Origin of the sequence: Brevibacillus fortis (assembly GCF_046196545.1) — a bacterium.
GTDB lineage: Bacteria > Bacillota > Bacilli > Brevibacillales > Brevibacillaceae > Brevibacillus > Brevibacillus fortis_A.
Map to the genome: position 1 here is coordinate 4,880,131 of NZ_CP176370.1, position 20,163 is coordinate 4,900,293.

Annotated in this window: 15 protein-coding genes and 1 pseudogene; 2 read left to right on the forward strand and 14 right to left on the reverse strand. The window is 43.0% G+C overall.

Annotation, left to right across the window (positions count from 1 at the left end; all coding sequences use genetic code 11):
- The 8 genes from ACKKE8_RS24005 to ACKKE8_RS24040 form a co-directional block, all read right to left on the reverse strand.
- Positions 1 to 759: an amino acid ABC transporter ATP-binding protein gene (locus ACKKE8_RS24005; RefSeq protein ID WP_409175229.1), complete on the reverse strand. Its 759-nt coding sequence runs from the start codon at positions 757 to 759 to the stop codon at positions 1 to 3.
- The gene (locus ACKKE8_RS24010) at positions 759 to 1,433 is read right to left on the reverse strand and encodes an amino acid ABC transporter permease (RefSeq protein WP_007726620.1); all 675 of its coding nucleotides are present in this window, start codon (positions 1,431 to 1,433) and stop codon (positions 759 to 761) included. The genes ACKKE8_RS24005 and ACKKE8_RS24010 overlap by 1 nt, the downstream gene beginning before the upstream one ends.
- 20 nt (positions 1,434 to 1,453) lie before the next feature.
- Positions 1,454 to 2,284, reverse strand: coding sequence for a transporter substrate-binding domain-containing protein (locus ACKKE8_RS24015; RefSeq protein ID WP_327951711.1), 831 nt, complete (start codon positions 2,282 to 2,284; stop codon positions 1,454 to 1,456).
- Positions 2,285 to 2,517: 233 nt separating this feature from the next.
- Complete coding sequence (locus ACKKE8_RS24020; protein WP_390235534.1) at positions 2,518 to 3,888, reverse strand: sigma-54-dependent transcriptional regulator; 1,371 nt, start codon at positions 3,886 to 3,888, stop codon at positions 2,518 to 2,520.
- Positions 3,866 to 5,902 (reverse strand): transporter substrate-binding domain-containing protein, encoded by a 2,037-nt coding sequence (locus ACKKE8_RS24025; RefSeq protein ID WP_409179187.1) that lies wholly within the window; start codon positions 5,900 to 5,902, stop codon positions 3,866 to 3,868. The genes ACKKE8_RS24020 and ACKKE8_RS24025 overlap by 23 nt, the downstream gene beginning before the upstream one ends.
- Positions 5,903 to 6,332: 430 nt before the next feature.
- Entirely contained in the window at positions 6,333 to 6,845 is a 513-nt protein-coding gene (locus ACKKE8_RS24030; RefSeq protein ID WP_409175230.1) for a hypothetical protein, read from the reverse strand.
- A 283-nt stretch (positions 6,846 to 7,128) separates the two neighbouring features.
- Positions 7,129 to 7,416, reverse strand: coding sequence for a barstar family protein (locus ACKKE8_RS24035; protein WP_409175231.1), 288 nt, complete (start codon positions 7,414 to 7,416; stop codon positions 7,129 to 7,131).
- A gap of 21 nt (positions 7,417 to 7,437) precedes the next feature.
- Positions 7,438 to 7,824: a ribonuclease domain-containing protein gene (locus ACKKE8_RS24040; RefSeq protein ID WP_409179188.1), complete on the reverse strand. Its 387-nt coding sequence runs from the start codon at positions 7,822 to 7,824 to the stop codon at positions 7,438 to 7,440.
- A 144-nt stretch (positions 7,825 to 7,968) separates the two neighbouring features.
- Between ACKKE8_RS24040 and ACKKE8_RS24045 the strand changes: the two genes are divergently transcribed.
- Entirely contained in the window at positions 7,969 to 8,472 is a 504-nt protein-coding gene (locus ACKKE8_RS24045; protein ID WP_409175232.1) for a hypothetical protein, read from the forward strand.
- An 85-nt stretch (positions 8,473 to 8,557) separates the two neighbouring features.
- Here ACKKE8_RS24045 and ACKKE8_RS24050 read toward each other — a convergent pair whose 3' ends face one another.
- Positions 8,558 to 9,220 (reverse strand): nitroreductase family protein, encoded by a 663-nt coding sequence (locus tag ACKKE8_RS24050; protein ID WP_409175233.1) that lies wholly within the window; start codon positions 9,218 to 9,220, stop codon positions 8,558 to 8,560.
- A 195-nt stretch (positions 9,221 to 9,415) separates the two neighbouring features.
- Between ACKKE8_RS24050 and ACKKE8_RS24055 the strand changes: the two genes are divergently transcribed.
- Complete coding sequence (locus ACKKE8_RS24055; RefSeq protein ID WP_409175234.1) at positions 9,416 to 10,006, forward strand: TetR/AcrR family transcriptional regulator; 591 nt, start codon at positions 9,416 to 9,418, stop codon at positions 10,004 to 10,006.
- Between the two features lie 768 nt (positions 10,007 to 10,774).
- Here ACKKE8_RS24055 and ACKKE8_RS24060 read toward each other — a convergent pair.
- The 5 genes and pseudogenes from ACKKE8_RS24060 to ACKKE8_RS24080 form a co-directional block, all read right to left on the reverse strand.
- Entirely contained in the window at positions 10,775 to 11,143 is a 369-nt protein-coding gene (locus tag ACKKE8_RS24060; protein WP_409175235.1) for a resolvase, read from the reverse strand.
- Between the two features lie 14 nt (positions 11,144 to 11,157).
- Positions 11,158 to 12,003 (reverse strand): annotated as a pseudogene (locus tag ACKKE8_RS24065) (polymorphic toxin-type HINT domain-containing protein); the annotation flags it as partial.
- Positions 12,004 to 12,642: 639 nt separating this feature from the next.
- Entirely contained in the window at positions 12,643 to 12,930 is a 288-nt protein-coding gene (locus ACKKE8_RS24070; RefSeq protein WP_409175236.1) for a barstar family protein, read from the reverse strand.
- A 12-nt stretch (positions 12,931 to 12,942) separates the two neighbouring features.
- Positions 12,943 to 18,552: a polymorphic toxin-type HINT domain-containing protein gene (locus ACKKE8_RS24075; RefSeq protein ID WP_409175237.1), complete on the reverse strand. Its 5,610-nt coding sequence runs from the start codon at positions 18,550 to 18,552 to the stop codon at positions 12,943 to 12,945.
- A 1,038-nt stretch (positions 18,553 to 19,590) separates the two neighbouring features.
- A complete protein-coding gene (locus ACKKE8_RS24080; protein WP_409175238.1) occupies positions 19,591 to 20,151 on the reverse strand; it encodes a DUF1273 domain-containing protein in 561 nt (186 codons plus the stop codon).
- Positions 20,152 to 20,163 lie beyond the last annotated feature (12 nt).

Sequence of the window (20,163 nt, forward strand, 5' to 3'; positions counted from 1 at the left end):
CTAGTGCGATAAGACCTTGCTCAGGAATGCCTGTGTTCGAGGTTGGTCAGGTGAGGAGAAGATCTTCTCCGGTGGCCCGTCTTCAATCAACGTACCGCCGTCCATCACGACTATGCGATCAGCTACCTCTCGGGCAAAGCCCATCTCGTGAGTGACGACCACCATGGTCATCCCTTCTGCAGCCAGCTGTTTCATGACGGCCAGCACTTCCCCTACCAATTCAGGATCGAGGGCTGAGGTAGGCTCGTCAAACAGCATTACTTTCGGCTTCATTGCCAAGGCGCGAGCGATGGCCACACGCTGTTTTTGTCCGCCTGACAATTGGTCCGGATACATATCTGCCTTTTCAGCAAGTCCGACCTTGCGCAGCAGCTCGCGTGCCTGTTTCTCGGTTTCCTCCCGCTTTGTTTTTTTCACAGTCATCGGGGCCATCATGACGTTCTCAAGCACGTTCACATGAGGGAACAAATTGAAGTTTTGAAACACCATACCTACCTCAGCGCGAACCTTGTCCAGCTCTTTCTGGGGCATTTCCACGAGCTTTCCGTCCTTTTGAATCAATCCGATCGGCTTTCCTTCGATCTCAATCGAGCCTTCTTGAATCTGCTCCAGGTAATTCATGCAGCGCAGCAACGTGCTTTTTCCGGAACCGCTTGGCCCGATCATTACCACGACTTCGCCTTGACTGACATTGAGGCTCACATCTTTTAGGACGTGCAGGCTTCCATACGATTTGTGGATTCGTTTGACGGATATCATCAGGCACGCGCCCCCTCTACACTCAATTTGCGTTCCAGACGGCCGATGCCGACCGAGATGGAGTAGTTGACGAGGAAGTACAGAACAGCGATGCCGATGTAGATCTCAAAGTAACGGAAATTGTTCGATACGATCAGATTGCCTGCGCGCATCAATTCAGACACCGTAATGACGGACAGAAGCGAAGAGTTCTTGGTCAACGCGATGAATTCATTGCACAGCGGCGGAAGCATGCGGCGTACAGCTTGCGGCAAAATAACCTTCACCATGGTGTGGAAATGACTCATCCCGAGAGAACGTCCAGCTTCCATTTGTCCTTTATCAATCGATTGAATCGCTCCGCGCACGATTTCCGATACGTAAGCGGCGCTGTACATCCCGAGTCCCAGCACCCCAGCTACAGATGCACTCAAATCCACTTGCAAGCCGATCGCCAAGCCATAGTAGAGAATCATGAGCTGCACCAACAGCGGAGTTCCGCGAAACCATGCCAGATACAAGGAGCAGAGTATAGATATCCATTTTTGCTTGGACATCCTTCCGAGACCAATGATCAGACCCAGAACCGCACTTAGAATCAGTGCCATGAAAGTCATCGAAACCGTAACCCATAGCCCTTCCAGAAGCGCATATAAATTGTTGTCTTCAAAAATTACCATAAAATCAAGCGCCATTGGTGCACCTCCTGATGTTGTTATTCACCAAACCATTTTTTAACGATTTCTTCTTGCTTACCGTTTTCTTTCAAGGTTTTCAGTGCCTTGTCGAGAGCAGCTACAAATTCTTTGTTTTCCTTGCGTACACCGTAACCGTAGTATTCTTGCGTCAGCTCAACATCGAGAACTTTTACCTTTTGGCTCTGCTTTGCGTACACCTTGGCAGCAGGCATTCCAGTAACAACAGCGTCTACGCGATTGCTTTCCAGCTCGAGGAACATTTCTACGTTTTTCTCGACTTCCACGAGTTTTACTTCCGGGTATTTCTCTTTCAGGAATTTGGCAGACTTGGTACCGATTTGGACGGCTACTTTTTTGCCTTTCAAATCATCAGCACCTTTGATCGTGTCATTTCCGTTTTGCACCATGATAGTCAGACCGCCTGGATAATACGGCTGGGAGAAGTCGATGGTTTGTTTGCGCTCATCCGTGATGTACATCGCGGATACGATCATATCGAACTTCTTGCCTTGCAGTCCTGGAATCAGGCCTTTGAAGTCGGTGTCTACGAATTCGACTTTCTCCGCGCCCAGCTCAGATGCGATCGCTTTCACAAGTTCGATGTCAAAGCCTTCATATTCGTTCTGTGCATTCTTGTATTCGAACGGCTGGAAAGTAGCGTCCGTTCCTACCAACAAGGTTTTGGTGTCTTTGATCTTTTGCAGCACTTCATCTGTTGGTGCTGCAGCTTGACTACCATTGCCCGACGCAGCTGTCTGCTCTGCAGGCTTGGCACCACAGCCAGCGATCAGAGCCCCGGTGACCAGCAGTGCACACAGAGAGAACAGTCCCTTACGAAATCCCTTCATGTTGTAGACCCCCTACCAAATATATTTTAGTAATTTCGAATATTAGCTATATTCATATATCGTGCCAAGCGAGAAATCGAAGAGGAAAAGTAGAAGCAATAGCAAACGAGGGGCTGTCTAAAGCCATTCTCAGGTCGTTTGCCATGAGTTGCGAGAGTCTTTTGAAAATACAAAAAAGGCGGCAAAATCCGCCGCCCTGCGAAAATTGCCGCCGGCCATTTCTGCCGCCTCGTCTATTCCTCTACTTGTTCATCTTGGTATTTTTTCAGCTTATCCCGCAAGGTTCGCTCGCCCATATCCAGCATTTGCGCTGTTTTACGGCGATTTCCTTCCTGATGGGCGAGGGTGTGCAGGATGACCCTTTTTTCGATCTGCTCCAGCGTATCCCCGACGTAGACAGGGATCAGCTTTTGCTTGCTCGTGACCTGCTTAGGCTGCGTCCCTTGCAGTTCCTTTGGCAAATCTCGCTTTTCGATCAGGGATGAGCTCGTCAAAGCAATCGCCCGTTCTACGATGTTTTGCAGCTCTCTGATGTTGCCGGGAAAATCGTAGCTTTCCATCACTTGCAGCGCTTCCTGCGAGATACCGTCGATCGGCTTGCCCATTCGTTCGCTAATTTTTTTGATAAAGGAATGCACGAGCAGCGGCACGTCCCCTTCTCGTTCGCGCAGAGGAGCGAGCTGAATCGGGATGACGTTGAGCCGATAGTACAAGTCCTCGCGAAAACGGTTTGCTTTGACTTCCTTCCAAAGGTCTCGATTGGTCGCCGCAATGATCCGCACGTCGATTGATTTCTCTTCCAGTCCTCCCAGCGGGGTCACGGTTCGTTCCTGGATGACCCGCAGTAGCTTGCTTTGCAGGGACATATCCATTTCCCCGATTTCATCGAGAAAGATCGTGCCGCCATCAGCTAGCACGAACTGCCCAGGCTTGCTCTGCATGGCTCCGGTAAAAGCCCCTTTTTCATAGCCAAACAGCTCGGATTCCAACAAATTATCGGGAATAGCTGCGCAGTTGACTGCCTGAAACCGCTTGTTTCTGCGTTGTCCTTGGTAGTGGATCGCTCGGGCGACCAGCTCCTTGCCTGTTCCGCTTTCGCCGTTGATTAACACACTGGAGTCAATGTCTTTGACCTTGTCGATCAGATCAAGGATTTGTTGCATGGCTTTGCTGTTTCCGATCAGACCGTAGCTGTCGGACAGCTTATCCAGCTCTTCGCTTAGCCATTTGACGCGCGTCTGCAGCTGGTACAATTCTTCTGCTTTGGATAGCAAAATGTCCAGCTCGTCCATCATCAAGGGTTTGGTCAAATAGTAGAAGGCACCGTGCCGCATGGCTTCCACGGACGAAGAGATGCTTCCGAAGGCAGTCATCATGATCACTACGGTATCCGGTGACAGCCGTTTGATTTCCTTGAGCACTTCTGTTCCGTCATGAGCCCCGATTTTTAAATCGAGCAGGACGAGAGCGATCTCTACCTGCTGGAGGAAAGGCAGCGCCGCTTCTGGGTCGGTGAAGGTATTGACCAGATACTTTTCCTCCAAGGCAAATTCAAGTGACTGACAGATGGCAGGTTCATCATCAATGACTAACAGATGGTGCATAAGAGTCCTTCCCTTCTGTTTCTTGCTGTGGCATCGGCAAACGAATAATCATGGTGGTGCCGTGATCAAGCTGACTGTGCAGGTCGATGGCCCCTCCATTTTCTTTGACTAATTGATAGGTGATCGAGAGTCCGAGACCTACCCCATTTGCTTTGGTACTAAAAAAGGGCTCGAAAATGCGGTACTTGTCTTCTGGTGACATGCCATGCCCATTGTCTTCTACTTCGACGACGACCATCTGCCCCTCTGTATATCCGCGAATATTCAATTTGCCTTGCGCGTCCATCGATTCTATGGCGTTGAGCACGACATTGATCCAAATCTGCTTGGTTTGGTTGACGTCAGCCTCAATACACAAGTGAGGGGGAAGGCTGAGTGACACCTGAACCTTTTTCTCTTTGATCTTCTGGCTGCACAGCTGCAGGACCGCTTCCATCAGGTCAGCGACACGGAAACGGGCTGGATGCGGCGGTTTTGGCCGGGCGTACTCCAACAGATCATTCACGAGATCATTCAGGCGCAGGATTTCGCCAGGCACCTGCTGCGCGAAGAAATTGCGAAATTTGGGGTTGTCAAATTTGGTCGGCAAAAGCTGGGTATAGGTGAGAATAGAGGTCAGGGGGTTGCGGATTTCGTGTGCAATCCCCAAAATCAATTGCCCTAACGAACGCAATCTGTTTTCGCTCTCCAGCTTCTTTTCCATGTCCTTTTGCTTGGTCACGTCATGAAAGTTGATGATGGCTCCTGTGATTTCCTTTGCAGGAGAAATAATCGGAAAAATATTGTAGCGGATCACCAGCCGTTGGGCTTGCCCGTCTCGTTCCCTTTCCCAAACGATCTCCTGCTCCAGATACGTACTACCCTGCATTAGGACATCCTCGACCTGATTTTTGGGAATAAACTCTGCAAGAATCGTTCCGCTCAGGGGAAGGCCAGTTAAATGGTGATCTACGTCGAGAAAGTCGACTGCTTTTCGATTCATCAAAAAAATGCGGCCGTGCTGGGTGAGTGTGACATAAAAGCTGTAGGTGCTGTTGAGCAGCTGCTGTTGAAATTGCAGATTCTCCTCGAGCAGCGCCATTTTTTCTTTCAGCTCCCGATTGATTTCGTGGATCTGGGAGGTTCTTCTCTGCACTTCCTTTTTCAACATGCGATTCCACCATAAAATCCCGAGGACGATCAGTAGGCCAATGCCGGAGCCCCACTCTAGATAGAGGCGAAGGCGCTCCAAGTTAGGCGTGTTTGGTCTGATGTACTGTCCGAACCATTTTCGTTCGATTTTGTCATATGTTCCGTTTTGTTTGATCTTGGTGATAGCCTTGTTGATCTCAGTCAGTAGCTGCACGTTTTTAGGAAGAACCGCGACTCCATAATCAGTCGGATCGATCGGGTCGCCTACGATTTTGATTTGGGATTGCTGGTTGTTTTTTTGCAGGAAGTACTGCCCCGTGATGCGATTACCGACAAACGCGTCTACCTTTCCGTCGAGGAGCAATTGCACAGCTTCTTCCTGACTGTCTGTCTCGATGAAGCTGGTATTTTGAAGCTCAAGGAAAAGATCAGCCGCGATGTCTGCTTTTTGGATGGCGACTCTCCGACCAGTCAGGTCTCCGATCCCGAAGATGTGCACATTGTCTGTTCGCACGAATATCCCCTGGGAGCTTAAAAAGTATGGAGCTGAGAAATCGTACAGCTTGTCACGCGCAGGACTGTATTTCATTCCTTGCACGGCATCGACATGTCCGTTTCGCAAGGCATCGAGAGCTACATTCCAGGGCAAGGGCACGAATTCAATTCGCATACCCGTCTCAATCGAAATGGCGTTCATGATGTCTACATTAAAGCCGCTGAAAACGCCAGTCTGGGCAAAGTACTCGAAGGGCGGAAAATTATTGTCCCCTGCGATGCGAATGACTTTTTCCTGATGTACCTCGCTGGGGATCGTCATGCCGATAGTCATGAGCAGAATCACTCCGAGCATCAGCCCGATCCCTATTTTCTTTCCGCCAATCATGCTATGCACCGCCGTTCACCGTCTTGTTGTTGAAAAGGATAAAGTGTTGTTGATCGAAATTCAAGCGCGTATTGTTCCGTGAAAATAAAGTTATCTTTTCGGATTAGTTGTTACACGACTTCACTCTATCTAAATGTAAAGTAGCCGCTCCCCTGAAGTATGTAGGAAAATGGCTGCTGGATAAAGCCAATTAGGTTGAGACTAATAATTCGTCGCACATATTCATAATTGATATAATGGATTATTATCTAAACTAGTCTGGAATAACAAAAGGGACCCCGATAGGTCCCTTATTGTTGATATGTTGTGACATGAATATTCGCCTTACGTCCTTGACCCTGTTGGTTCCGTGAAAGAATGTCCCAATTAGGGGATGAATCTTGACAGACCCGAGGACCTTGTTAGAATTTATCCAACAAGGTCCTCTACTCTATTCAACTAAGTTTACATGAAATCGGTTCTTTAATTCTGACCATGTGGCGTTAAGAAATTCAACCTTGTTCGTAAACCCAATATAATGCTCAAAATTTTCTTCGTCAAAAGTTGCATAATATTCTTGTTGGAATATCACATTCGAGTATTTATTAAAGTCGTCGCCCTCCTTCACTACAACACATCGAAATAAACTGTCGATATCTATTGCTTTTATAATCTCGTCCTTTGTCTTTACTGAGAACCAAATAATATTTGGTGGTGTATTATTTGGTTGGTCCCAGTGAGGAATTGTCTCTTCCCACGGCAATACCCATTCTGTATTAGTAAATAGACGTCTTTCATTGATGAATTCTTGAATCTCCGACTCGAATAAATGAATATTTCTCTCATAGAAAGAAAATAATAGGAAGGAATCGTTTTCTATTAGAAAACTAAGAATTTGAGCAACTTCCTCAGTTGACACATTATGTTTTAACATTCCAATTGATTTTATTAAGTTAAGTTCCATGCTCTATACTCCTAATCGTTGAAATAGAAATGTTGGTCTGATCTAGTTCTTCCTGTGATAATATATTGAAAGTGAGGCGGGACATATTAGTTAGGATCGATTACATCTTTTTTGGAAATAATGAATAGGTTTCTTTAAGATTACATTGGAAGAGCTGTTCTGGTTCAAAATAAGCCATCTCTCCTATTTCATCAGCTTTCTATATACTTAAATTACTCAAACCGCTTCACGTGCAATTGAAAAAACCTTGAGCCTTCATATTAATTTGAACTCAAACTAGTTTTCATTTTACTATCACTTTAAATCCTCTGTCATTTTTCTCTGCATTAGTAAAGATTTGGAGTAATTTTTCTGAATAATCGCCTAGATATTCAACACTTTTTTCATAATTCAACCATTCAATCGTTAGAGGTAATTCAATCCATGCAGTTAAACATTCCCATAACGAATCGAGATTATTTCCCCAATACGTATGGTCATAATGTTCAGGTTCTACTAGTTTGCTTCTCAGGATGCTGTGTAAATTATCCCTAGAAGTTAATTCCTCACCGTTAATTTTTATGATCTTCATTTTGGCATTCTACCTCCAAAACTATTTGATGGTTATCGGTATTGCCTTAGTCCCGTGATTCCATAAGTAAAATAGACCGTCATTAGAATAGAACAATCGAGCTTGCTTTCTATAACCACCTTGATACTCTACATCAGCCTCGTACCATACTCTCCCTTTAGCGTCTGGTACTACACCCCCATAATTATTGTATATATCGCCTCCGATACTTTTTCCAGGAGCAACTTGGCTCAAATTCCCTCTCCTTGGGTCCCACCCAAGTGCAGTTGCCTCATCTTTAGTAATATAGTTATCCGGTAACTTCCCATGCTTTTTAATATACGTAGCGACTGCGTTTAAATCTACACATGAATTATGCGTCCATACTTTAAGATTTGAAACGAAGTAGGTATGGAAGTCCTTTACCATGAAATTATAAACCGTTGCGTGTTCCGTCTTAACCTCGGAGCCGCCTCCACCTGGATTACCTAAATCGGTTGAGTTTGAAACCGTCAGGCCATTGCACGTATTCGGCCATGCAAAAAACCGCAGCTTCACGGTGTCGATCTTGTCTTGCTGGTCTTTGGATTAGCCGCACTTATCTCAATCTGGATTGTCGGCCTGTTAATTGACCGTATGCTGCGCCCACTTGTATTAATCAGCCTGATGGGTTTTGCGCTTGCGCCCATTGCCCTATGGGTGGGCGGCACATCTGCACCGATAGTCTATACGGTAGTGGTGTTATGGGGCCTGACCTTCGGCGGTGCCGCTACGCTACTGCAAACCGCGCAAGCCAATGCAAGTGGTGAAGAAGGCGTTGATATAGCAATGCCGATTAATACCACTGTATGGAATTTGGCCATCGCTGGTGGAGGCATTGTAGGTGGTGCCTTGCTTAAGCCTTGTTGGAGTACAATCGTTTCCAGGAGTGCTGTTGATTCTGCTGATTGTTGCTTTGATTATCGCGTGGAGTGCGAAGAGATACGGCTTCCCCCAGTAACAATAAAAACGGGGATCCCAATAAACTTTATTATCTTTGAACACCAGGCTATCAGTCTGGATCATCCAAAAACTTAAAGGAATAAAAAACGCCAATCCGGTATGGTTGGCGGCTTAGCGTATATTTTCGTTAAAATGCTGGCGGTCCCCCTTTTACAGTTTGTTATTCCTTAGACATTTCGTTAAAGAAAGCTACATCATCGACTGCCAGCCTCACCGTCGGATGACCGGGCTTCGCCGCCTTGCCGATGGCGATCAGCATAATCGAAGTGTAGCGTTCTGATATGCGGAAAGCTTCCATGAACTTTTGTTTGTCGTAGCCGCCAATCGGTACCGTGTCGTATCCTTTAGCGCGGGCGACAAGCATGAGTTGCATCGATACTAGCCCGCCGTCGGTATAAGCGATTTGGCGGATGGCCTCGGGCGGCATGCTCGAATACATGCCGGTATAGTGTTCAACCATCGATTTTGCCGTATCCGCAGGCATGAAGCCCGCATCGACAGCTTGACCGTAAATCTTCTCGGCCATCCGGATGTTCTCCAGGTCTCCAAGAACGGCGACGACAGCCGAAGCTTCGACCACTTGCTGTTGATTGAATGCGATCGGAAGCAGCTTCTGTTTCAACTCCGGCGTGTCGATAACGAGAAACCGCCACGGCTGCAGGTTAGCAGCTGAAGGAGCCAGCGTGGCTTGCCGCAGTATTTCGACCAATTCCTCCCGCGAAATTTTGACCTCGGGATTATAACTACGAACCGACCGGCGTTCTTGAATAACATCGAAAAAAGGTGGGTGCTCCATCGTTTGCGATGGTTGTGAAATTGACATGGTTCTCTCCTCCTTTTGGTTTGGAAAAGCTGCATGCAGTTTTTCGTTCAAATACAACACTGGTTGTTTGAACAACACTTGTTGTATTTGTAGGTTATAATAACAACTGATTGATGCACAATCATCAATAACCGTAAACCGTTGTATAGACAACACCATCTCTATAATGTCGTTTTTATGGGGGAGATCCTAACCATGACAATGAAAAAGAATGAAGCTGATCCTCGTGTGGTACGTACACGACGACTCCTTCAAGACGCTTTTGATTCACTAATTCAAGAGAAAGATTTTGAATCGATAACCGTTAGGGATATTGCAGAGCGGGCTACTGTTAACAGAACGACTTTTTATGCGCACTTTGTAGATAAGTTCGAAATTCTTGAGGCCAAACTAATGGAATCATTTATGACAATCATAAATCGTAGAATAAGCGGTCATGAAGTATTAAATGAAGAAACAATTCAGAGTATTTTTCTGGGTGTATGCGATTTTCACAAGGGTCTAAGCACTATGTGCAAAAGAAGGTATGAATCGCTTGGACCTGTATTCGAAATTCAAATAAAGGAAAAAATTCAAACGATACTTCTTTCCTTTATAGACAAAGACAAGATGCTATCGAGTCCAAACGCGCAATTCTTAATAAATACAGCTTCTATCATGTTAAGTTGGGGGATGTATGGGGCGGCTTACGTTTGGAACAATGAGGGGCGTCTAATTAGTGCGGAATCATTCGTTCAACAGACAATGCCCTTAGTGATGAACGGAGCCAAAGAATTGCTGGGATAGGTCCTGTCGCTATTTCTCTATCCTGCCCGTTCAGATGAAACCATTATCTTGAGTCACCGGTTGTTGTGTAACACAATGAATCATCCCGCTATCCTTGTGTGCTGTACGACGGCCTGGCCCCAATACCATGGATCCTTAGAAATAATAACAACTAGTCCGAAAAGTTACCTTTTCGGATTAGTTGTGAAATAGGTGTTGATAATCCCCAAGATCGCTTGAAATAGAGCTTCACTTACAAAGAAACACCCTTCAGCCCTCACCGGAAATTTTATAACGAATTTCCGTCTATAATTAGAGGGCAAGGTGGCTAGCCTTCACGTTGCCTTACCTGTATATGTCAACTGGCACTTTACCAGTTTGTTATTGACACAGTAATCATCGTTGCAATAGTCAAGTTATGTTACGGATAAAATGCAATTCTTTGTATAACCGCCCTTACTATAGTTGTCGCACTATCCATCTTAAAATTTGCGAATGAATTTGAAAAAACCGTAAGAAAACGAAGGTAACAAAAAATAGGTCAATCATGGTAGCATCTAACCATAATCGACCTGTTTGTTGTATCGGCATAGCGTTATTTAGGGAATAAATTCAAGCATTGATGTACGTACTAACGAAATGACGAAATCTTTTTATGGGTATTACATGGGTTATATGTGTTATTGGTTGAATGATGAGTACATTCGGCACTGGCCCCCTCTGCCTCGGAATAAAGCAAAACGGTTATCCATTATGGATAACCGTCAATATCTTATGAGTCTGTACTGACTAGATTCTACCTAATGCTCTATCAGCTTCTATTTGAAGTTGTATCGTTTTAGTTCCCATGTATTTCTGTGCAGTCCCTAGAATCGATCTGTCATTTCCGAGTATTTCCAACACCGTAATTGAAAAAATGTTCTTTAAGTGAGCATCTTCGTCATTAGATACTTCTTCAAAATATTTAAAAATACTTTCTAACAAATTGATGTTCCTTTCCTCACTTAATAGTTTAATTATTTCAGGCATGAAGATGTCCTCAATTATGACAGTTTCTAGCACCTCACCGTAATCCGCGATTGATTTTCTATACGCATCATCAGCTGACGGTAAGAAATCTAACATTATTCTCAAGAATTCTTCCGATTTTTTATTCATAACCACCAACTCCTCTATTTAAACAGTCTTATTGCATCCTCTAAATCTTCTCTTAAAGCATCAAGTATATCTAAGTCATTAAGACCAAGTTTCCCGGATTTCCCTAGATCATTTAACTGCTTTACCCGGTCCTTTGCTTTTTGTAGATGCGTTGAAGAACCTTCGTAAAACTCCTTTGTTAGTATATAAGCAGTTCCGCCATCCCCTTCTTTTGCACCTGGTCTATAAAGTTCATTTACTATTTTTCTTAAATCTTCATTTTGAACAGCAGATAACAATTTTTCTCTAGTAGAACCAGTAAATTCGGGCATTTTGTCTAAAAGTCTAGTAACTCTATTAATAGCACAATTATGCACCCATATACCAAGATTAGATACAAAGTAAGAATGAAAATCCGCTACTTCAAAATTATAAACTGTAGCTTCGCGCTTCTCATTCTCAATCTTATCTATTGCGAGTGTATTACCGTCGCTTGAAACAAGCAAATCATTAACTTTAAGATCTTTTACAAGCGTCCATCCTTTACCATTCAACCAAATTGGATGTTCAGCAGTAGCTTCAATGATCTCGTCGCCGATATAAATTTTATAAATTTCATCAGCTTGTTTTTGGAACAGCCCTACAACTTCTTTATAAGCTACCTCACCAGTCTCTTCATCTTTTGAAAGAACCTTATCCCCTACCTCGATTTCCTCAATAGGTTTCTCCCCTTCGTCTGTTAGAACCTTTGTTCCAGCAGTAAAACAATTACAATCATAGACATCATTTATTTCGTCAATTAATTCCTTAATTGTTTTACTTAATTTGACAGTGAGAGTAGACCCGATACGCATGACACGCACGGCCGCCCCCACTGCAAGCGAATAATACTCAGCTCTCTCTTGTACCCTCAGGGCTTCACCCTTATTCTCCAAGAGTAGATCCTTACGGAGTTCTGCTTCACCGTATCATCACGAAAGTGATTAGTGGGTGTGTTTACTTAATGTTCATCCCTTCCCCGTTCAAGCGTCCTTTACTTGGGTACTATAGCTTCTTCTGGACTTCTGCATGTTCAGCGACTCCTTACAGAGACGGTTACCAACATTTGAAGGCACTTCATGCAGACCTCCCCAGGTAAGAACGATAACTTTCATCCCATGTACCTGCCTAATTTACTGCTATACCCCTTGGCTGTATTGGACTTCGTTTTGTTTAGCAAACTCGTCCGAGTACAACAGCCTCAAATTAGATTCGTGTACCTCAGGTCGGGACTTTGCCGCCGGCTTCCTTCAGATTCCACCTCACGGTGGACACCCTTGCCTTGAGCTAACGGTTGGTACAGCCAATCCCCGTTCGGGACTTTCACCCTAGAGCTATCGCCCATGCTGGGCGCACTAAAAAAGACACCAACCTAAGTTCAGATTGGTGTCTAAGCTTTTTGTTTTTTCACTGTCTACTTGACAGGGATCACTTCATATTACCTCAAGGGCATTCATATTAATTGGAACTCAAACCAGTTGTCATTTTACTACCACTTTAAATCCTCTTCCTTCTTTCTCCGCAATAGAAAAGGTTTTGAGTAATTTCTCTGAATATTCCCCGAGATGTTCAACACTTTTATCATAATTCAACCATTCAATTATTAGAGGTAACTCAATCCAAGCAGTTAAACACTCCAATAAAGAGTCGAGATTATTTCCCCAATACGTATGATCATAATGCTCAGGCTCTACTAGTTTACTTCTTAAGATGTTGTGTAAAGTATCCCTAGAAGTAAACTCCTCACCATTAATTTGTATGGTTTTCATATTGCCCCCAAATTATTTGATAGTTATCGGTATTGCTTTGGTTCCATGATTCCATAAGTAGAAAAGACCATCATTAGAATAAAGTAATCGGGCTTGTTTTCTATAACCACCTTGATACTCGACATCAGCCTCAAACCATACCCTTCCTTTAGCCTCCGGTACAACGCCCTCCACATTAGAATAAATATCGCCACCAATACTTTTTCCTGGAGCAACTTCGTTCAAATTCCCCAGCCTTGAGTTCCACCCTAATGCTCTTGCTTCATCTTTAGTAATATAGTTATCGGGTAACTTCCCATGCTTTTTAATATACTTAGCGACTGCGTTTAAATCTACACATGAATTATGCGTCCATATTCCAAGATTTGAAACGAAGTAGGTATGGAAGTCCTTTACCATGAAATTATAAACCGTTGCGTGTTCCGTCTTAACCTCAATATTTTCAATAGCTAACTCATTACCGTTTGAGGTAGTCAGAACATCGCCCTCAACAAGATGCTGGGCTTCCACCCAACCTTTGTCTACAATCCAGAACGGATGCTCTTCGGTTGTCGTAATGAGTACCCCACCAACAGTAATATTAAATGTCTTATCAACTTCACGTTGGAAAAGCCATTGAACTTCCTTATAATCCATCTCCCCTGTTTTATCATCCTTAGCTAAGACTTTGTCACCTACCTCGATTTTCTCGATAGCCTTCTCACCTTTATCTGTAAGAACCTTAGTCCCAGCTATGAAACAATTACAATCATAGACATCATTTATTTCGTCAATTAATTCCTTAATTGTTTTACTTAATTTGACAGTGAGAGTAGACCCGATACGCATGACACGCACGGCCGCCCCCCCTGCAAGCGAAAAGATGATTGCATCGCCTTCCAGCATAAACTCAATTCTTGCCCCCGAGAAGTCTCGGTGTTCGTCTTTAATAGAATTGCTAACCAATCTCTTCGTTATTTTTCCCCTTTCAGTAATAGGCTCATAGTATGTTCCGTTATTTTTTGCATCCATTTCTTGCGCGGCAACTAATCCGCTCCATCTGTTGGTAACTACCTCATACATAATTACGGACATCAGTAAATCTTTATCGTAAGAGCCTGTTTGTTCGCCATGATACATTTTCATGTTTTTAAGCGTTCTTTGCATCGTTTTAATGTATTCGGTAGATACTTCCTGGTTGTATGTCTTAACTAGTTCATCAATATTAAGAGGTTCTGTATCTTTGGAATTGTAGAATCTAAACCATGAATCAATTGTATATCTTTCTTCAACGTCTTTTGCTCGAATTTTTACAATGTAAGTTCCATTTTTTAAGATTGGCTGGGTAGTCGGCATATTGATGGAACCATCCCACGTAAAGGTATGCTTCACATTCTTCGCCAAAAACCTTCTCGTTTCTAGGTAAACTACATGAGTTGGATTATCTTTAGGTGCTACGGTAATAACCGTTTCCTGATGATCTTCGTAGTATTTCCATGAAATCGCTCCGACAATGTTTAAGGCTGGATCTATAGCCATATACCCCGTATCCCGTACTACTTTATGAAACTTTGTATGGTAGATGGGAGTTGGAGCAGTCTGTAACGAGCGTAGAGCCGCTCTTTTCTCTTTCCTTGGATTTTGCTTCCATACTTTCGCATAAAATACGCCTATGTCGCCTGGAATAAATAACACGTCTTCCTGATTCGCATAAAACGTCTGGAGCTCATTTCCGTCTTTATCTTCTAACGTTAGAATGTTGTTGTCGACATATAAATTCATATCGGCAATCTCATCCAGCGTAAGCTTGAAATAATCAACATCGTATGGTGAAGACAAACGGTCGGAATAAATCCCATCCCATTCCGCTACGGTAGCTGTTTCGCGAGAATTGTCGAAATCTGACTCTACTGTCAATCTGGTCAATAAATTTGCATTTGCCTTTGCGGTAATCTTTACATAATACGTCGTATTCGGCGCAAGCTTTGCTTCCACCATGGAGAATAGCGAACCGAAAGGGCCATCATGATCATCATTTTGCACAATCACATTCTGCATGGCAGAATCGCTGTACAAGGTAAGAGCCGTGTCTACCTCTCCACCACTCTCTTGATACGGAGATGTAAACAAGCGATGCAATCCCTCTTTTTCTGTGGTGAACTGATAGATGACCTCTTTTGTATTCTTCGTCACATCGACAAAAGTGTTGACCGCTACATTCTCAATGATCGGGACTGGATCTGAAGTTACGACAAAATGCTCATAGGCCCCATAATAAGTAATGGGATTATCATTGATGACTGTCGCGGTAAAGGTATGACCAGCCTTAATTGTTTCACTCTTTGACGTGCTTTTTTTATCACTGTCTGTGATCTTACCGTCTGGACTCTTGACTTCAAGACGATAGGGATCATAACGTGTAGCAGTTGTTTTGATTTTCGAACTTTTTTTACTCTGATTAAGAATGCTTACACTTTCATTCTTTAAAAGGGTTCGTTTTAACAAGGCGGGTTGCAAACTTTCACTTCTTGCTATCGTGCTTTCAAATCCGCTGAACGTCACTGGAGAAGCCGAAGTAACCGTTACAACTACCTTTCCACCTGCGGGAATTTCAAGTAAATCTTTAGAGAAATCACGTTCTAGACTATGACTGGTTCCATCCACTTCGTACATGGCATAATCAAATGTATTCCCAGACTCATATGTAACATCTGTCTTTATTTCTCGTGTTACATCACTTTTGTTTACAAAGACATAAGATTGACCTTGTTGTACTTGTTGGTTAAATGTTAAAGAAACCGCTGACTCTTCTTTTAAAATGTCATAGTAACCTGCGAACGTAACCGGCAGGTCAGTGGTCACTGTTGCTGTCAGCTTACCCCCTGGTGGTACGGATACTTGGAGCTGAGAAGTGTCGTTGGCCTCCATACTAATAGAACCGTCACTCTTCATCACTTGATAAGTAAATCGATTTTTGTTGTAGGTTGCATCTGTTAGAACTTGTACGGTATCTTGACTTGAATTCCGAATCCCAATTGTTTCATTTTTACCCGCTGTTCGTTTGAAAAGAGCAGGGGTAGGACTCACTCTTGCTTCCAATCCATCTTTAAAACCTTCGAATGTCACAGGTTTTAAAGATATGACGGTGACCACTACTCTACTGCCCGGAGGCATTGAAATTTGTCTTCCATTATCACTTGCAGACTGACGTGTTGGAGCTCCTTGATAGTACAAGGTATAATCGTATTTCTTATCCTGAGAGGAATAAGCATCTGTATCTATATACTGGTATTTGTTCGTACTCGTGTTTGTGAATACATAAGACTCGCCTTGGTTCAGCTGTAGTTTAAAGCGTATCGAACTAGAACCATCTTCTTTAAAGAGGTCATAATATCCATAAAAGGTAACGCTCTGATCGGAGGGAATGGTAACCGTCAGCTTTCCACCTGCTGGTATCTCCAAGCTTGTCGCAGTTGCATCGTTTTGCTGTTTGACGACAGAACCAGTATTAGAGGCAATCTGATAACTGTATTTATTCCTACTTGACGCATTCGTTTCAATCTTCAATTCTTTCGTGCTTGTGTTTAAAAAGCTTACCGTCTCACCATTAAACACTTGGCGCTTAAATAGTGCAGGATTTGCGCTGGGGCTTCTTTTTACACCTTTCTCAAATCCTTGGAAGGTCACAGGTATGGAAGACGTGACCGTAACGACCATTTTTCCACCGACTGGAATATACTTCGATCTCAAAGTTGTATCCAGGGCATACGAATTGCCAGTGCCGTCGCTATTATAAACGGTGTATTCAAATCGATTTCCTTTTGAAGAAGAAGCATCTGTTTCAATCTCTTGAATCTTTCCACTAACATTCGTAAAGATATAAGATTCGCCTTGTTTGACTTCTTGTTTGAATAGAAGCTCTTCTACCTGTTCTTCTTTAAAATGATCAAAATATCCGTGAAATGTTACCGGATTATCTTTGGTTACTGTTGCAGTCAACGTCGCACCAGCTGGAACAGGTATGCTTCTCAAGGAGGAATTGTCCTGTTGACTCACGATAGACCCATCACGACTTGTAACTTGGTAAGTAAATACTTTATTTGGGCCAGCATCTGTTAGAGCTTTAAGGTCGAATGAGCTTGTATTTCTCACACTGACTGTTTCATTTTTGGTAACCGTTCTTTCCCAAAGAGCAGGATCAACACTGGGGGTTCCGACAAAGATAGGGTCATATACTTGGAACGTGATTGGCGTGCTAGACTTAACCGTTACGACTATCTCTCCACCTGCGGAGACAGCATTCGATCTTGCATATGAATTAGCAGCCTGGGAATGTACTGTGCCATCGCTTTTGTAAATAGCAAAATCAAATCTCGTATCTGTCGAATACGCAGCATCGGTATCTAACCTTAATGTCTTTTCACTATTATTGACAAAACGATAGGACTCGCCTTGATTCAGTTTGTGACTGATGACAGTTCCATCGGAGGTGTCCTCTTCTTTGAAGATGTCATAATAACCACCAAATGTTACAGGATCATCAGATGTCGAAGTGGCTACAAACTTTCCACCTGCTGGAACGGAATAGGAAACTGTAGACGTATCGACAGCCTGTTTGTAGACCGAACCATCACTGTTGAATATATGGTAACTGAATTTCTTTTTCGTCCCACCAGTGTATTGAATGGACTCACTTTGTGAGCTTGTATTTACTGCAATAAACGTTTCATCTTTACTCAACGTTTTTTTAAATAAAGCGGGTTCTGATGCAGAATAATAGGTTGTCTTTTCTACATCTCCCGTAAAAGTTACAGGAAATCCAGTAACCGTAACAACAAGCCTTCCATCTAGCGGGATCGACCTTGAAGTAGCAATGGAGTCTAGGTCATGAGCGACGCCCTCTCCCTCTGCATTGTACGCAGCATAGTCATACGTCCTACCATCACTTCTCGAAGTGTCGGCCTTCAACGAAGAACTTGATTTAGGATTACTATTTTCAAAAACATAAGTCTCACCTTCGGAAATGGTTAGCTCGAATGTTTCCCCCGCAACTCGGCTCATCAGCTTGGGGATTTCCTCTTCTATTTCGTCGGTTTGTGATTCATCGGTTAATTCATCTACAGCTGGCTCTTCTGAAGAAGCATCTACCACTTCAACATTCACTTTCGTCACTTTGTCTTTGTAAGTAGCAGTGAGCGTGGTTTTGCCCAGAGCTTGAGCAATGACCTTGCCTTCTTCGATACGAATCAATTCTTTGTTCTCGATTTCCCACGTGACAGATTGGGTTACATCTTCAACAACCTTATTTGCCCACATTGCCTTAACAAGTAAAGCAACAGACTCATTTACTCTCAATTGAATTTCATCTGGAAGGATCGACAATTCTACTATTTCGTTTTCTGGTTCTAATTCTTCCTCGTTTTCTTGCTTTCCCTCGTCCATGGGGAACTTACTATCTATAGATCCTTCGCCTTCTATTTCTGTTGTACTCGTTACACCTTCTGAAGATGTATTTTCATTTGTTTGCACTGTGTTCATTTGATTATCTAGATTCGTAGATGCATATGAAAGGGGTACTACCATATTCAATAACACACTCAGCACTAGAAGCACGGACAAATATCTTTTCATGTTAATGTTCACTTTGCTCTCCTCATTGGTTAGGTTTCTACTAGTTTGACATTCGAGAACAGCGCTAAAGAAAATGGAGTATTGTTCAATATACATTCAGTAGAAAGAGTCACTATCTCAGTAAAATACTTCGAAATTTAATAAACCCAAACTAAAAAATGATAGCTATACGATCAATATTCAAATTCACCTACTCGAATATGTAACTTCGCTGTAATTTACCCTCTTACCAAATCAATTCATTAGGCCTTTTGTTACAATTGAATCTACTGTCTACCCGACTTGAGCAGCACTGACTAATGACTAGAAGCACAGAAATCACTATTGTTGTTAATCAAAAACGATCCTCTTCACAATTACTACCTCACTTTCCATATTTTATTATGAGTAAACATGATATCATTACTTACTAATATACAAAATGGTAATAATGTCATATTTTCCATATTGTAAAATTAGGAATTTAGTCTATTGCTTTATAAAAACAATATTCTCCATAACCTAATTTCAAATAGTCTTTGAGCGTGTAATATGAACACATGGGGCAGTATTTGAGCAAAGTGATTTGAGAAGAAACGACTTGCATTATGTAATTGATCTAGCAAAAATAAGTAGGAATTCCAAGAGGTTGACAGTGGATAATTTGGCTTTCTTGTCAGAAATTTTATTATGCCAAAGTGAAGTAGATCAGCTCCTGAAGGTCGAATGCTTCCGCAGTCGATGCGTAGTATGTTGCAAGATTTGGGCAAGGAATTCAATGCAGGATGATGTGCCTGTTAAAATGAAAGAGGCAGCAGGGCAACTCCCGGAGTATTAGGTAAAGCGGCAGATGAATTACCAGGAGCCGTCCCCTCCAAAAGATGTTATCTAAACTAGTCTGGAATAACAAAAGGGACCCCGACAGGTCCCCTTTTGTTGATATGTTGTGACATAAATATGATTGTTGGCCCCAGACAATGGACAATTAAAGCAATAGACCGATATTGGATAAATAGGAGAGACTGTCCAAGAATAAAAACCAGCTTTCATAGCTAGCTTCTTTGTTTAGAACTAGTCATTGTATAATTCTTGCTGCTGTTCCTCTGCAATGGTCTGTAAGTCATACGCGTTAATTCGAAATAACTGATAATCGCCCATATCCGATTTTTTTGCGGCGAGCTTACTTAGAAATTTCGGTGAGCCTTCGTTTTCTTCATCGTAAACTAACAAGATACCGTCTGAATTGGATAGCAAGAATTTGTCTTTCTCTCCAAGCTGCCAAACTCCCTGGTAAGGTGTTTGATAGACACTATTGATATAGTCGGCTTGCATCACAATATTTCGGTAGTAATCCTGGGTTTCTTCTTTCCACTTTTCCTCTTGATTCAAAAACGGAGTAATTACCGCCAGTTTTAGATGTGGATACTCCTTTTTCAATTCCAGAACAGTTTCGGCTGCCCACATTTCTACCCCGAGTTGACCTGATATGATGACCCATTCCAATTCTTCCTCAAGGAATCTTACGAGTTCCCGCTTCAGTGCTTTCTTAATAATGGCTAACCCCGGATTTTTTTCATTGAAAATGCCCAGCTCATGGGCCTTGTATCCTGAAACAAATAAACGTTTTAACATGATGCCACCTCT